This window comes from Sulfitobacter sp. KMM 9851 (assembly GCF_057178245.1).
The window spans coordinates 3,001,985-3,015,112 of the sequence record NZ_CM169991.1; the positions used below are offsets into that span (position 1 = coordinate 3,001,985).

At 63.2% G+C, this 13,128-nt stretch carries 15 protein-coding genes; 6 read left to right on the top strand and 9 right to left on the bottom strand.

Annotated features, from left to right (window positions below; genetic code table 11):
* Nucleotide 1: 1 nt before the first annotated feature.
* Both AC1965_RS14885 and AC1965_RS14890 read left to right on the top strand, forming a co-directional pair.
* Nucleotides 2-1,075: a hypothetical protein gene (locus tag AC1965_RS14885; protein ID WP_483884630.1), complete on the top strand. Its 1,074-nt coding sequence runs from the start codon at nucleotides 2-4 to the stop codon at nucleotides 1,073-1,075.
* Between the two features lie 149 nt (nucleotides 1,076-1,224).
* Nucleotides 1,225-1,719 (top strand): VOC family protein, encoded by a 495-nt coding sequence (locus AC1965_RS14890; RefSeq protein ID WP_483884631.1) that lies wholly within the window; start codon nucleotides 1,225-1,227, stop codon nucleotides 1,717-1,719.
* On the opposite strand, the gene AC1965_RS14895 is transcribed toward AC1965_RS14890, so the two are convergent.
* The 3 genes from AC1965_RS14895 to AC1965_RS14905 are packed head-to-tail and all read right to left on the bottom strand — an operon-like array spanning nucleotide 1,698 to nucleotide 4,941.
* Entirely contained in the window at nucleotides 1,698-3,449 is a 1,752-nt protein-coding gene (locus AC1965_RS14895; protein WP_483884632.1) for a bifunctional molybdopterin-guanine dinucleotide biosynthesis adaptor protein MobB/molybdopterin molybdotransferase MoeA, read from the bottom strand. The two genes, AC1965_RS14890 and AC1965_RS14895, sit on opposite strands and share 22 nt — an antisense overlap.
* Entirely contained in the window at nucleotides 3,446-4,048 is a 603-nt protein-coding gene (mobA, locus tag AC1965_RS14900; protein ID WP_483884633.1) for a molybdenum cofactor guanylyltransferase MobA, read from the bottom strand. Before mobA ends, AC1965_RS14895 begins: the two co-directional genes overlap by 4 nt.
* Complete coding sequence (locus AC1965_RS14905) at nucleotides 4,045-4,941, bottom strand: formate dehydrogenase accessory sulfurtransferase FdhD (RefSeq protein WP_483887057.1); 897 nt, start codon at nucleotides 4,939-4,941, stop codon at nucleotides 4,045-4,047. Before AC1965_RS14905 ends, mobA begins: the two co-directional genes overlap by 4 nt.
* A 49-nt stretch (nucleotides 4,942-4,990) precedes the next feature.
* Between AC1965_RS14905 and AC1965_RS14910 the strand changes: the two genes are divergently transcribed.
* Together AC1965_RS14910 and AC1965_RS14915 are read left to right on the top strand one after the other, a co-directional pair.
* Complete coding sequence (locus tag AC1965_RS14910) at nucleotides 4,991-5,716, top strand: AzlC family ABC transporter permease (protein ID WP_483884634.1); 726 nt, start codon at nucleotides 4,991-4,993, stop codon at nucleotides 5,714-5,716.
* Entirely contained in the window at nucleotides 5,713-6,039 is a 327-nt protein-coding gene (locus tag AC1965_RS14915; protein ID WP_483884635.1) for an AzlD domain-containing protein, read from the top strand. The genes AC1965_RS14910 and AC1965_RS14915 overlap by 4 nt, the downstream gene beginning before the upstream one ends.
* A gap of 18 nt (nucleotides 6,040-6,057) precedes the next feature.
* Here the strand turns inward: AC1965_RS14915 and AC1965_RS14920 are convergent, their stop codons facing one another.
* The 5 genes from AC1965_RS14920 to AC1965_RS14940 all read right to left on the bottom strand — a co-directional run bounded on the left by AC1965_RS14920 (nucleotide 6,058) and on the right by AC1965_RS14940 (nucleotide 10,274).
* A complete protein-coding gene (locus AC1965_RS14920; protein WP_483884636.1) occupies nucleotides 6,058-6,663 on the bottom strand; it encodes a hypothetical protein in 606 nt (201 codons plus the stop codon).
* A gap of 42 nt (nucleotides 6,664-6,705) precedes the next feature.
* Entirely contained in the window at nucleotides 6,706-6,840 is a 135-nt protein-coding gene (locus AC1965_RS14925; protein WP_483884637.1) for an aa3-type cytochrome c oxidase subunit IV, read from the bottom strand.
* A 165-nt stretch (nucleotides 6,841-7,005) separates the two neighbouring features.
* Nucleotides 7,006-7,479, bottom strand: coding sequence for a DUF6173 family protein (locus AC1965_RS14930; RefSeq protein ID WP_483884638.1), 474 nt, complete (start codon nucleotides 7,477-7,479; stop codon nucleotides 7,006-7,008).
* A gap of 3 nt (nucleotides 7,480-7,482) precedes the next feature.
* Nucleotides 7,483-8,544, bottom strand: coding sequence for an MBL fold metallo-hydrolase (locus tag AC1965_RS14935; protein WP_483884639.1), 1,062 nt, complete (start codon nucleotides 8,542-8,544; stop codon nucleotides 7,483-7,485).
* Nucleotides 8,544-10,274, bottom strand: coding sequence for an acyl-CoA dehydrogenase (locus AC1965_RS14940; protein ID WP_483884640.1), 1,731 nt, complete (start codon nucleotides 10,272-10,274; stop codon nucleotides 8,544-8,546). The genes AC1965_RS14935 and AC1965_RS14940 overlap by 1 nt, the downstream gene beginning before the upstream one ends.
* Nucleotides 10,275-10,407: 133 nt before the next feature.
* Here AC1965_RS14940 and AC1965_RS14945 point away from each other — a divergent pair, with 133 nt between their 5' ends.
* Complete coding sequence (locus AC1965_RS14945) at nucleotides 10,408-11,349, top strand: L-threonylcarbamoyladenylate synthase (protein WP_483884641.1); 942 nt, start codon at nucleotides 10,408-10,410, stop codon at nucleotides 11,347-11,349.
* On the opposite strand, the gene AC1965_RS14950 is transcribed toward AC1965_RS14945, so the two are convergent.
* Nucleotides 11,346-11,900 carry a YqgE/AlgH family protein gene (locus AC1965_RS14950; protein WP_483887058.1) on the bottom strand — a complete coding sequence of 185 codons (555 nt, stop codon included), beginning with the start codon at nucleotides 11,898-11,900 and terminating at the stop codon, nucleotides 11,346-11,348. The genes AC1965_RS14945 and AC1965_RS14950 overlap by 4 nt on opposite strands.
* A gap of 155 nt (nucleotides 11,901-12,055) precedes the next feature.
* Between AC1965_RS14950 and AC1965_RS14955 the strand changes: the two genes are divergently transcribed.
* Nucleotides 12,056-12,889, top strand: coding sequence for a protein-disulfide reductase DsbD domain-containing protein (locus AC1965_RS14955; RefSeq protein ID WP_483884642.1), 834 nt, complete (start codon nucleotides 12,056-12,058; stop codon nucleotides 12,887-12,889).
* The last annotated feature ends 239 nt before the right edge of the window (nucleotides 12,890-13,128 follow it).

Sequence of the window (13,128 nt, forward strand, 5' to 3'; positions counted from 1 at the left end):
CATGGCCGACACACCCGTTGCATCTGTCTCTGATCCACGCCCTGATGCGGGCGGGAAACGCACGTCGGCTGGCGGCAGCGCACGGCCCACGCCGCTGGGCATCTATGACCGCCCCAAAGCCGACGGCATTTCCGAGATCGAAATCATCGCCATCACGCTGAGCGCGGTCTGGCTGCTGGGGTCCGCGGTCTATTTTCTGGCGCTGGCGCCAGCCACGCCCGAGGGCGAGGACAGCACCGGGGGCCTGCGGTTCCTGATGACCATGCTGGCGGTCTTCATGCCCGTCGCGATGATCTGGGTTGCGGCCACTGCCGCAAAGGCCAGCCGCGTGATGCGCGAGGAAAGCCAGCGTTTGCAGGCCGCCATCGACGCAATCCGCCACGCCTATATCGCGCAGCAGCAGGGCCACAACCTACAGGGCGATTCGAGTGTGGCACGTAAGCTGGATGAAATCGCAGCTGCCGCGCGCAAGACCGAGACAGCGCTTGCCACTTTTCAAAGCCGCCGCGAAGAAAGTGCCCGCAACCCCGTCAAACCAGCACTTGCCCCGCCGGAGGACCAGCCGGTGCTGGCGCTTGGAACCCAAGCGAGCGACATGGCCCCGCCCCTGTCGACCGATGATTTCATCCGCGCCCTGAACTTTCCCGAAACAGCCGAGGACGAAGTCGGATTTGCCTCGCTGCGCCGCGCGCTCAAGGACCGTGCTGCGGCACAGTTGATCCAGGCTGCACAGGATGTGCTGACCCTGCTGAGCCAGGACGGTATCTATATGGACGACCTGCGCCCCGACCGCGCCCGTCCCGAAGTCTGGCGGCAGTTTGCCAATGGGGCCAGGGGCCGCACAATCGCGCCGCTGGGCGGGATACGCGATCGGTCGTCCCTGGCGCTGAGCAATGCTCGGATGCGGCAGGACCCGATTTTTCGCGACGCCGCGCATCATTTCCTGCGCCGTTTCGACCGGACCTTTGCCGAGTTCGAAAAGGCGGCCTCGGACGGAGAAATCTCGGCGCTGGCCGACACACGCACCGCGCGCGCCTTTATGCTGCTGGGGCGCTGTGCCGGGACCTTTGATTAAGCCCGCTTTGCGGTCTCTGGGGGACGCTGTCCCCCAAACCCCCTGAGGGTATTTTTGACCCGGAAAAAGCAGGATGGAAAAAGGGGCTTTACCTCACCCATGGTTCAGCCCGCAGGATAAGTGTCAAAGCTGATATGCGGAGACACGCAATGCCCCTTTCGCCCATCGCCACAGGTATCAGTGGCATCTTTGAAACCCACCTTCCAGTGCGCGATCTGGCAACTTCGGTCGCCTTTTACCGCGATCGCATAGGGCTGACGCTTGCCACCGAAATCCCGGCGCGCAACATCGCGTTTTTCTGGGTCGGCGCGCCCGAAGCCGGGATGCTGGGCCTGTGGGGTGGCGGCAGCGCCCCACTGAACATGACGTTGCATTTCGCCTTTCGCGCCAGCCATGAGGCCGTGTTGACGGCATGCGCGGCGCTGACCAAAGTCGGCATCACGCCGCTGGGTTTCAACGGCGAACCTGTAACCGAGCCGGTGGTCCTAGGCTGGATGCCTGCCCTGTCGGTCTATTTCAAAGACCCCGATGGCCATTCGATCGAGATGCTGCACCTGTTGCCCGACGCAGCGGATGCCGATTTTGGCACCGGCCCCTTGTCGGCCTGGCGGGCGCGGGCAGATCAGGCCCCAAAACTGCCGTAGGGCAAGAACCGGACCGTGTCACCGGGGCGGATGTCGCGGGCATCTTCGGCCAATTCCACCAGCCCTTCGGCCCAGGCCAGCCCGCTGATACGGCCAGACCCTTCGGAGGCAAAGACCTCGGCCTGCCCGTCGCGGATGCGGGCGCGCAGGTATTCGCGGCGGCCGGGTTTTTTACGTTTCTCGAAGGCCGCAGGCACGTCGAACCCTTGGGCCTGCTGCCAGCCGAGGCCAGCCAACAGACCCAGGGCGGGCCGCGCAAATATCAAGGTGCAGACCATCGCCGCCACCGGATTGCCCGGCAGGCCAAAGACCGGCACGCCGTCCCAAAGGCCCAAGGCCAGCGGTCGCCCCGGCTTTACCGCGATGCGCCAAAGTTGCATCGCGCCTGCCTCGGTCAGCAGGGCCGACACATGGTCTTCGTCACCCGCAGACGCGCCGCCGCTGGTCAAAATCACATCAACGTCTTGTGCCGCCTGATCCAGCCGTATGCGCAGGGCCGCGCGATCATCGGCGACGCGCCCCAGATCGACAGGCTGGTGGCCGAACTGTGCGATCAGGCCCAGCAGCATCGGGCGGTTGGCGTCGAAAATCTGACCGTCACGGGCGTCATCGCCCATCTCGACCAGCTCGTCCCCGGTGGAAAGAACACCCACCTTCAAGGGCTTGCGCAGTGCCAGCGCCGCGACACCGCTTGCGGCCAGCAACGCGATTTCCGCAGGTCCAATGCGCGTGCCAGCGGCAAGCACGATCTGGTCTGCGCGCACATCCTCGCCGGCCTTGCGCGTATTGGCACCCTGTTTTACCGCCCCGTCAAAGCGCAGGGAGCCATCCACCACCGTCACGTCCTCTTGCAGGATCACCGTGTCGACACCACGGGGCAGCGCCGCACCGGTCAGCACGCGTATCGCATGGCCGCCGGGCACCGCGCCGGGGGCATCACCTGCGGCAGCCCGGCCCGAGACCAGCGGCAGCACATGGGCCCCCGGCCCGCGCCCCCCGGCAAAGCCATAGCCATCGACGGCCGTGTTTGGCAGCGGTGGATTGGCGCGTGTGGCATGCACATCAGCCGCGCAAACCCGGCCAAGCGCCCGGGCGACCGCAACCGTTTCGACTTTGGTGACCACATGCAGACGGTCCCGCAGCAGGGCCAGCGCCTCGTCCACCGGGGTCCAGTGAACGCCGGGTGGCAGCGCGAAACAATCGTTGCGCAGGGGCGGCACCGCATCGGGCGCGCCCCTTTGCAGGCCAACCTTGCGCAGGATAAAATCCGCCACCGCCGTGGTATCGTCCAGATCAAACACCGGGCGGTCTAGCGTCAGCGGCACGTCACTGGCCACGGCCAGGATCGTGGGATCATCGGGCGCAATCAATGGGTTACCAGCAGCGGCACGATGGGCCTCAACCTTGGGATGGCGGTCGCGTTTATAGCCTTCGACCAGCACCAGATCGACCGGGGTCAGCCGCGCCAAAAGTGTCTCCAGCGGCGGCTCGTCGGCATCGCGCAGTTCCTGCATCAACGCGACGCGCGCGCGCGAGGCCAGCATCACCTCGCGCGCGCCGGCGATGCGGTGGCGGTGGCTGTCCTTGCCGGGGTGATCAACGTCAAAGCTGTGGTGGGCGTGTTTCACCGTAGAGACGGAAAACCCCCGCGCCGTTATCTCGGCCACCAGCCGTTCCATCAGGCCAGTCTTGCCCGCGTTTTTCCACCCGGTTACGCCAAATATCTTCATAACATCGCCTCGGCCCGTGCCAGATCTTCGGGTGTGTTGACGTTAAAGAATGCGTCGTCGTCGGGGAACATCGCCAACCGGCCGTCGTGGCGATCTGTCCACATAACCACCTTGCGCAACCCGCCTGACAGCGCCGCGCGCAGGTCGTGGCGCAAGGCCACGGGCCAGAGACCGAAGGTCGGGTGTCGTGCTGTGCCGCGCTGCGCATCAGGGGTCGCGGCCAACGCCAAAGGATGTGCCATGCCATCGGCGGCGAGCAAGAGGCGCGGCACCAGATCGCAGGGGAAAAACGGCGTGTCCGCCGCCGCCGTCACAATCGTATCGGCGCCTTGCTCTGCCGCCCAGTCCAGACCCGCCAGCACCCCGGCCAGAGGCCCGGCAAATCCCGCTATACTGTCGGCGAGCACCGGCAGGCCAAGTGCGGCAAACCGCGTCGCATCACCATTGGCGTTCAGCGCGATCTGCGCCACCTGCGGGTCTAGCCGGTCCAGCACTGAGGACAGCAGCGTGCCCTGCCCCAGCGGCAACAGCCCCTTGTCACCGCCACCCATCCGGGTGGCCTGCCCCCCGGCCAAGATCACTCCAAGTGGTTGTTTCATGTGGTTTTCTCACTGCCCTTTCGCCCAGATTTGCGCGGCTCATCCGCCACCGAATCTGGATCGGCATCGCGGATCAGGCGGTCTTCTCCGGCGAGGCAGATAAACCGCTGGCCGCGCATCCGGCCAATCAGGGTCAGCCCGACCTGCTGGGCAATTTCCACGCCCCAAGCGGTAAAGCCCGAACGGGACGCCAACACCGGGATGCCCATCATCGCCGTCTTGATCACCATTTCTGAGGTCAGCCGCCCGGTGGTATAGAGGATCTTGTCGTCTGCCACCACGCGCTCGGAGAGCATCCAGCCCGCGATCTTGTCGACCGCATTGTGTCGCCCCACGTCCTCCATATAGACCAGCGGCCTGTCGCCCTGACATAACACCGTACCGTGGATCGCCCCCGCCTCAAGATACAGGCTGGGGGTGCGGTTGATCTTTGCCGCCAGCGCATAAAGCCAGGACGTGCGCACCGGTGTGGCAGGCAGGGTGACCCCAGCCAGCCCCTCCATCATGTCGCCAAAAACTGTGCCCACGGCGCAGCCGCTGGTGCGGGTCTTGCGGCGCATCTTGTCTTCATAGTCCGTGGCACGCGACGTACGTACAACCACGGTCTCCAGCTCTTCGTCATAGTCGACGCCGGTGATATCCTCATCGTCCCGCAACATGCCCTGGTTGCGCAAGAAACCCAGCGCCAGATAGGCCGGGTAATCGCCGATCGTCATGGCCGTCACGATTTCCTGACGGTTGAGAAAGATCGTCAGCGGGCGTTCTTCGACCACGCTGATGTCGGCCACGGCACCGGTGTGATCAACGCCGCGCACTGCACGCGTCAACCGCGCGGCACCCGGATCAGGTGCGATCAGATAGTCGGTCAGATTGCTGTCGCGGGCCAATTGTATCCCCCCGTGGTTAACGCTAAGTCTTGCCAAGATAATCTAAGGGCATCGCATGGCCATCACCACCACGAAATCCGCATATCGCAAGGGCGTTGCCGACGGGGCACCGTTTATTCTGGTGATCATACCCTTTGCCTCGCTTTTTGGCCTGTTGGCAACCGAGGCGGGGTTGAGCGTGATCGAAGCGCTTACCTTTTCGGTCGCTGTCATCGCCGGGGCGGCGCAGTTCACCGCGCTGCAACTGATGCAGGAAAATGCCCCCACCGCAATTGTGCTGGCATCCGCCTTGGCGGTGAACCTGCGCATGGCGATGTATTCCGCGTCGCTGACCCCTTGGATCGGCGCGGCGCCGTTATGGCAACGCGCCCTGGCGGCCTATCTGACGGTGGACCAGTCTTATGTCGTGGCGATGGCGCAGTATGAACGTGACCCGCAGATGACGGTGCCGCAGCGCACTGCCTATTTCTTTGGAGCGGTGACGCCGATTGTGCCGTTCTGGTACTTCTTTACCCTGGTCGGGGCCATGGTGGGGGCCCGCGTGCCGGATAGCTGGGCCCTTGATTTCGCCATCCCGATTACTTTTCTGGCGATGATCGCACCGATGTTCCGCACTTTGGCACATGTGGTAGCCGCCGTTGTTGCTGTGATCGTAAGCCTGCTGGCAACGCAGGTTCCCTATTCACTCGGGCTGATCATTGCTGGCATTGCCGGCATGATCGCCGGCGCGCAGGTCGAAGCCATGACGGATCGGCGCAGGGCGTCCCAAGGTGTGAAATGATTGATAAAACAACCCTCTGGATCGTGATTGTCGGGCTGGCGATTGGCAGTTTCTTCTTGCGCTTTGTCTTTACGGGACTGGTCGGCAACCGGGCCATGCCGCCCTGGCTGCTGCGCCATCTGCGCTATACTGCCGTGGCGATCCTGCCCGCGCTGGTTGCCCCACAGGCGATCTGGCCTGCGGCCACCGGGGGCCAGCCCGACCCGGCGCGGCTGTCTGCCGCTGCCGTGACACTCGTTGTGGGCCTGCTGACCAAGAACGTGCTTGCCGCGATCCTGTCGGGCGCGGCCACGCTTTATGGCATGTTGTACCTGCTGGGCTGACCGCCCGGCAGGGCCAGTTTACTGTGCCAGTTGCGAGGCACGCTGAGCGTCGATCACTTCGCCCGCGTCGTTCTCATAATATTTGGTGGTGGTGACACCGGGGAAAGCTGCGAATTGTTCCTGCAATTTCACCGGATAGAACGTCTGGCTGATGCCCTCAAACCCCGGCACGCTTTTCAAGATACCGCTGGTGGCATTTGCACAATAGGCGCCGGGCACCGATCCGTTGGTCATTACCAGTTGCAACGCCCGCTCGGCCTGTGCCGGTGTCACGGTGATTTCCTGACTGACCACGTGAAAGGTGCTGCGCGCATGGGCCGATTTATAGGATTGCACCCAGTTGGGCGACATCCCGTACAGCACATCACCACGTTCCACCACGCGGGAATCACGGAAAGATCCGGCAGGATCGAAAACCACCTGCTGCGATCCATTCACCATCAAGGCGGTATGGCCCCCACTGCCGGTGCGGTTGTTGACCACCGTCAGCAATGTCAGCGTCTTTGGTCCCGGCGCGCTGTACGCGGCTGCTGCCACCACTTCGGGGGGGCTGTCGGGACTTTGGTCAACAGAACACCCCACCAGCAGGCCGATGGCCGCCGCAGCGCCTAGCAAACGTAACACAGAAAGGTAGCCTCCGGTTTGGAAAATGGGTGCAATCGCGCCTTAACGCGCAAAGATTGCCATCAGCACGAGAATCGCCAGAATCACGACGACGCTGCGGGTGACAAAGGACATAAAGCCGTCAAATGTCTTTTCCTGCGTATCAATGTCCATGCTGCCATGTTCGTGTTCGGCCATACCTAAGCTCCCTGAAACGTTTTGAACTGCGGGCTGATTACCCTATTCGCGCCGCCCTGTCACGACAGCAAAATGCGGCCGGCGAAACTATCCCGCCCCGCGCGCTTTTTTCGACCAAAAATACCTTCCGACCCCGCCGGATAGAACCAGGTTTTTGGCACACGGTCACACCTCATCGGCCGGGCCGCTTTCCAGATCCTCGACCAAACGAAAGCCGATCCGATTTGGCGGCTCATTTTTCGCTTCTTTCGGCAGGGCGCGCAACATTACATTCAACTGGCTGACGTGCTGCACCAGCTGCGCCCGACCGCCCGCCGGGTCGGACCCGTAAAAGGTGATCACATCGGGATCGAAATATCCCATGCCCTCGATGCGCAGCACGCCGGCATCGGCGCCGGTAAACCCGATTGCGACCTCGTGGTTGTTGTCGAGCTGTTCCTCGAAATTTTTGAGGTAAAGCACGACGCGTTCATAGGCCCATTGCGCCGGAGATTTCTGGCCCACGGGTCGGTCTGTCACCCCCTTGAGCGCGACCGGAGCGCCGGCCTTGCGCCGCTCAGGATCGCTGTGGACCTCGTGCAGGCGTGGCAGCGCATCGGCCTCATAGGCCTCGGCGGCGGTCTTGATGTCGTCACTCATGGCTCAATCCTTGCGCTGGTACACCCACGCCCCATCTGCGGCGCGCAAACTGCGCGTGGCAAGACCGGTTTGATAAAGGTGGCTCAAATGCGCCACGGCTTCAACCAGCGCGAGGCCATATTCCGCCTCGCCTATCGCGCGTTTAAACAGGGGCGCAAAACATTCGGACGCGGATTTCGGCGTGTCGATATGGGACAGCAGCCGTTTCAGCGCGCCGTGGTGATTCTCGATCAGCTGCGTCATACGCTTGGGCAGCCCGGTAAAGGGCAGCTTGTGACCGCCCAGCACCAGATGATCCGCCCGCGCCAGCAGGGCCAGCCGTTCGCAGGCCTCTAGCCATTCAGCGATCGGGTCGGCCATGGGTTCGGTGGGATATACGCCCACATTGGGGCTGATCGACGGCAATATCTGGTCGCCCGCGATGACCAGATTGTCGTCTCGGCTCCAGAATGTTGCATGTTCCGGGGCGTGGCCATTGCCCATATGCACATCCCAGACGCGCCCCCCCATGGTGATCACATCACCCTGCCTGATACGGGTATAGCCCAGCGGCAGGGGGGCGACGATATCGGCAAAGTTGAACGGGCGCTCAGCCGCGCGTTTGTCGTAAATTTCGGCGTCCATGCCGGACTTGCGGTAGAACGACAGCGATTCTGCCACCGGCACGTCCTGCACATCCAGCGTCAGCATCCGTGCCGTCAGCCACGCGGTACGTGTCGTGACCAATTCAGCGCCAAATTCGGTCTGAAACCAGCCCGCCAGTCCGATGTGATCGGGGTGATGATGTGTCACCACCACACGGCCCACCGGTTTGCCCCCCAGCGGCCCCGCCATGATCTCGCGCCAAATCTCGCGGCTTTTGTTGCTGGCAAATCCGGTGTCGATCACCGTCCAATGATCGCCCTCGTCCAGCGCATAGACATTCACATGGTCCAGTTTCATCGGCAACGGCAGGCGCAGCCACAACACGCCGGGGGCCACTTCGATCGCTTCGCCCCGTGCGGGCACCTCCTCCCAAGGGTAGCGCAGCCCCTCGGGTGCTTTCACGCGGATCGTATCAGGCATCAGCCCCCCAATTCAGCAATGGTCACATCATACAGCGCGTCGTCGCCCGCCTGCGCGTGAACCAAAAGACCGGCATGTTCCGGCAGCAACCGCTGCATATAGAACCGGGCCATTTTCTCGCGCACGCCGCCGATATTGCCTGCGTTCTTCTCTGCAATGGCCGCTTTGAGGTGCAGATGTCCACCCAAGACGCGTGCAAAAGCACGTAAATAGGGCACCGCACCCGCAAATCGGTTGTTCATCTCAGTCTGCGCGACCATCCAGTCGGTTGCCTCGCGCAGGGTCTCGCTGGCCTGCCACAGCGCGTCGGTCATGCGGGGAAATGTATCGCGCGCCGCCTCGCTGTCGGCCTGTATCTCGTCCAGCAGGCGGTTGGCCGCGTCGCCGCCATCCATCATTTTGCGGCCCACCAGATCCATCGCCTGAATGCCGTTGGTCCCTTCGTAGATTGCCGTCACCCGCACATCGCGGCTGAACTGTGCGGCGCCGGTTTCTTCGATAAAGCCCATGCCGCCGTGCACCTGCACGCCCATTTCCGCCACCGCGATGCCGGTATCGGTGCCGAATGCCTTGGTAATCGGAGTCAGAAACGCCGCGCGCGCTTGCCAATGTTGGCCCGCCTCCGCCCGCGCCATATCGCTGGCATAGGCACAGCTTAGCGCGATGGCCCGCGCCGCAAAGATATCAGCCTTCATGCTCAGCAACATGCGGCGCACATCAGCGTGATCGACGATGGTGCCGGTGCCGCCTTCAGTCAGCGCGCGGCCCTGTTTACGCTCCAGCGCAAAGCTCAGCGCCAGTTGATACGCGCCCTCAGCCGCCCCGATCCCCTGTTCGCCCACGCCCAGCCGTGCGTTGTTCATCATGGTGAACATCGCGGCCATGCCGCCGCCTTCGCGCCCGATCAGCCAGCCGGTGGCAGCGTCATACTGCATAACAGCGGTGGGCGAGCCGTGCAGGCCCATTTTATGCTCAAGACTGACGACATTCAGCGCATTGCGCGGGCCAGGTTCGCCGTTTTCGTCGGGCAGGAATTTGGGCACCAGAAACAGGCTGATCCCCTTGGTCCCGGCCGGCGCACCAGGCAGGCGGGCCAGAACCAGATGGCAAATGTTACCCGCGAAATCATTATCGCCCCAAGAGATGTAAATCTTTTGTCCGCTGACGGCGTAGGTGCCATCGCCCTTATCCTCGGCCTTGGATGACAGCGCGCCGACGTCCGATCCGGCTTGCGGTTCGGTAAGGTTCATGGTGCCTGTCCATTCGCCGCTGATCAGCTTGGGCAGGTACAGGTCCTTGATCGCGTCGCTGGCATGATGCTCCAGCGCTTCGATCTGGCCCTGGCTCATCAACGGGGCCAATTGCAGCGACAGGCAAGCGCCGCTCATCATTTCGTTGACCGCGCTGGTCAGGGTCATCGGCAGGCCCATGCCGCCATATTCCGGGTCCGCCGACATGCCGATCCAGCCACCCTGAGCAATCGCCTTGAACCCTTCGGCATAGCCCGGCGAGGTGCGCACGACGCCGTTTTCCAGTCGTGCAGGGTGCAGATCACCGCCGCGTTGCAAGGGGGCCAGTACATCGTCGCATAGCCGCGCGGCCTCTGTCAGGATCGCTTGGGTCAGATCATCTGTAGCATCGCCAAACCGTTCGGTTTTGCGCAGAGCGGCAAAATCCAGCACCTCCTCGATCAGAAAACTGTAATCATCCACGGCAGCGCGGTAGGGCATTTGATATCCTCCTGAAGGACTGGCTGATCTGGCAAGCCTGCCGCAGCCCTGATAAAGGCGGTGGGGCATTGGGACCAGCATGAAATGCCCCCACCCCCCTGCGCAACCCAAACGCGGCGTCACGAGGCCCAAGATGAACCAAGACACCCAGACCCTGCTGCCCACGCCCACCGGCATCGCCCGCGCCGCCGACCTGCTGCGGGCCGGTGCGCTGGTCGCGCTGCCGACGGAGACGGTTTACGGGCTTGGGGCTGACGCGCGCAACGGTCAGGCGGTGGCCGCAATCTATGAGGCCAAGGGCCGCCCCAGTTTCAACCCCCTTATCGTGCACCTGCCTGATATCGCGGCGGCGCAACGCCATGTGGTGTGGTCCGATACCGCAGACCGCCTGGCAGATATCTTCTGGCCCGGTGCGCTGACGCTGGTGCTGCCGCTGCGCGACGGGCACGGGCTGTCGTCGCTGGTCACCGCCGGGCTGCCCAGCCTCGCCATCCGCCTGCCCGCACATCCCACGGCACAGGCACTTTTGCGGGCGTTCGACGGGCCGATTGCCGCCCCTTCGGCCAACCCCTCCGGCAAGATCAGCGCCACCTCGGCGGCGCATGTGCTGGCCGCGCTGTCAGGCCGGATCGCGGCCGTGCTGGATGATGGCCCTTGCACCGTTGGATTGGAAAGCACCATCATCGGGCTGACCGACGACGCCCCCAGCCTGCTGCGCGCGGGCGGATTGCCGCAAGAGGCGATCGAGGCGGCCCTTGGCCATCCCCTAAAGACCGTCAGCGGCCACGACATCATCGCACCTGGGCAGTTGGCGTCACATTACGCGCCGGGTGCGGCCGTGCGGTTGAACGCGCAGAATGCCGAGCCGGGCGAGGTGTTGTTGGGGTTTGGCCATATGGACTGTGATCTTAACCTTTCCGCCTCCGGTGATCTGGTCGAGGCGGCGGCGAACCTGTTTGATCACCTGCACAGGCTGGATGCGACCGGGCGCCCCATCGCGGTGGCACCGATCCCCGATCACGGTCTGGGCCGCGCCATCAATGACCGATTGACCCGCGCGGCGGCCCCCCGCTAGGCGCGCCCGGCGACGGCAGAGAGGCCCAGTGGATCAATGCCAATGGATTTCAGCGCCGCGCCCCATTTCTTGCCATCCGTTACATCGAAAACCAATTCCGGCGTCGCGGGGCAAATCAGCCAGCCATTCTGGGCAATCTCGTCTTCCAGTTGCTCCGGCCCCCAACCTGCATAACCCAGCATCAGCATCGCCTGCTGTGGTCCCTGACCTGCTGCTATATCCTCGAGAATATCCAGGGTCGCGGTCAGGGCAAAGCCATTGCCGATCGCCAATGTTTCAATTGCCGACCGGTATTCATCGGAATGCAGCACGAACCCGCGCCCGGTTTCGACCGGCCCACCAAAGTGTACCCCCAGCCCCCGCGCCTTTGGAGCCGTGCCCTCGGTCAGCTGATCCAGCACATCCGACAGGCGCAGTTCCGGGGCAGGTTTGTTGACCATCAGTCCCATCGCGCCCTGATCGGAATGGGCTGTCAGAAAGATCACCGAATGGGCAAAGCGCGGATCACCCATGCCCGGCATCGCCACCAGCAACTTGCCTGTCAGATCCATCGCAGTCGCGCCCATGCTTTTGCCCTTTCGCATGATCATCCGCCCCGAACATGCCCATTGCTGCCCGGTCTGACAAGGGCGCGGCGCAGGCGGCCTCACCGGTGATGATACAAATGTGACTTGGCACAGGTGCTGCGATGGCCCATCAACGGTGTATGATAATCACACGCCTCGCAACCACCCTCTCCCAGTGTCTCGCCTTGGGTCTCGCCCTGTGTCTCGCCGCGCTGCCCGCCTTGGCGCAGAACAGTATTGGCACGCCGCTGACGGCTGAAATCCTGCCCGGTTGGCGCATGGCAGACGGTCGGCACGTGGCGGCGGTAAAGCTGACGATGGCGCCGGGGTGGAAGACCTATTGGCGCAGTCCGGGTGACGCAGGTATCCCACCGACTTTTGACTGGAAACGGTCAAACAACCTTCGTGATGTCGCCATCACCTGGCCTGCGCCCAAGGTGTTTGACCAGAGCGGCGCACGTTCCATCGGATATGCGCATCAGGTTGTCCTGCCGCTGACCATAACCCCAAAGCGCAACGGCAAGCCGATTATGCTGGATACAACAATTGATCTGGGCGTGTGCAGCGACATCTGCGTGCCACAGACCCTGCGCCTGAAGGCGACGCTGGACACGGAGGTAAGCACCCCAACCCCCGCCATCGCCGCCGCCCTTGCCGCACGGCCCTTTACTGCCGTTGAAGCGGGCGTGAAAAGCGCCACTTGCAGCATACGACCCAATGAGCAGGGGCTTGGCATTGAGGCACGCTTGACCCTGCCCAGCAGTGGTGGGGCGGAAACGGTGGTGATTGAACCGGGAAGTCCAAATCTATGGATGAGCGAGATGCAGAGCAAGCGCAGCGGCCAGACCCTGACCGCAACGGGGGTGCTGATGGCCAATAGCGGGGGTGCCTTTGCGCTGGACCGTTCGGCGCTGCGCATCACGGTGATTGGCAGCAATCACAGCGTTGATATTTCAGGCTGTTCGCCGGAGTAACGCCGAACGGCTGCGCGGGGGCAAGGCCCGGCACAGGTTCTATGTGTTCTATGCATATGGATCGTGGGTGTGCCTGATAAAAAGGGCGGCGCCGCCAGATCGGATATATGAGACAGGATTTTATCCCTGCATGTCTGAACCGTTCAGATATGGCGCGATCGTCTGCGCCTCTGGTCCGTAGGTAGGCTTGTTGCAACGGGGCTAAGAATGAGGCGCGGGCGTTAAGATCGGGTGAGGCC

What these genes read in the sequence shown, in the direction of transcription:
- AC1965_RS14950 (WP_483887058.1), bottom strand. Translation starts at nt 11,900, where the DNA reads ATGGATCTGACAGGCAAGTTGCTGGTGGCGATGCCGGGCATGGGTGAT.
- AC1965_RS14925 (WP_483884637.1), bottom strand. Translation starts at nt 6,840, where the DNA reads ATGGCCGAACACGAACATGGCAGCATGGACATTGATACGCAGGAAAAG.
- AC1965_RS14890 (WP_483884631.1), top strand. Translation starts at nt 1,225, where the DNA reads ATGCCCCTTTCGCCCATCGCCACAGGTATCAGTGGCATCTTTGAAACC.
- AC1965_RS14930 (WP_483884638.1), bottom strand. Translation starts at nt 7,479, where the DNA reads ATGAGTGACGACATCAAGACCGCCGCCGAGGCCTATGAGGCCGATGCG.
- AC1965_RS14895 (WP_483884632.1), bottom strand. Translation starts at nt 3,449, where the DNA reads ATGAAGATATTTGGCGTAACCGGGTGGAAAAACGCGGGCAAGACTGGC.
- mobA (WP_483884633.1), bottom strand. Translation starts at nt 4,048, where the DNA reads ATGAAACAACCACTTGGAGTGATCTTGGCCGGGGGGCAGGCCACCCGG.
- AC1965_RS14940 (WP_483884640.1), bottom strand. Translation starts at nt 10,274, where the DNA reads ATGCCCTACCGCGCTGCCGTGGATGATTACAGTTTTCTGATCGAGGAG.
- AC1965_RS14935 (WP_483884639.1), bottom strand. Translation starts at nt 8,544, where the DNA reads ATGCCTGATACGATCCGCGTGAAAGCACCCGAGGGGCTGCGCTACCCT.
- AC1965_RS14885 (WP_483884630.1), top strand. Translation starts at nt 2, where the DNA reads ATGGCCGACACACCCGTTGCATCTGTCTCTGATCCACGCCCTGATGCG.
- AC1965_RS14955 (WP_483884642.1), top strand. Translation starts at nt 12,056, where the DNA reads ATGATAATCACACGCCTCGCAACCACCCTCTCCCAGTGTCTCGCCTTG.
- AC1965_RS14945 (WP_483884641.1), top strand. Translation starts at nt 10,408, where the DNA reads ATGAACCAAGACACCCAGACCCTGCTGCCCACGCCCACCGGCATCGCC.
- AC1965_RS14915 (WP_483884635.1), top strand. Translation starts at nt 5,713, where the DNA reads ATGATTGATAAAACAACCCTCTGGATCGTGATTGTCGGGCTGGCGATT.
- AC1965_RS14910 (WP_483884634.1), top strand. Translation starts at nt 4,991, where the DNA reads ATGGCCATCACCACCACGAAATCCGCATATCGCAAGGGCGTTGCCGAC.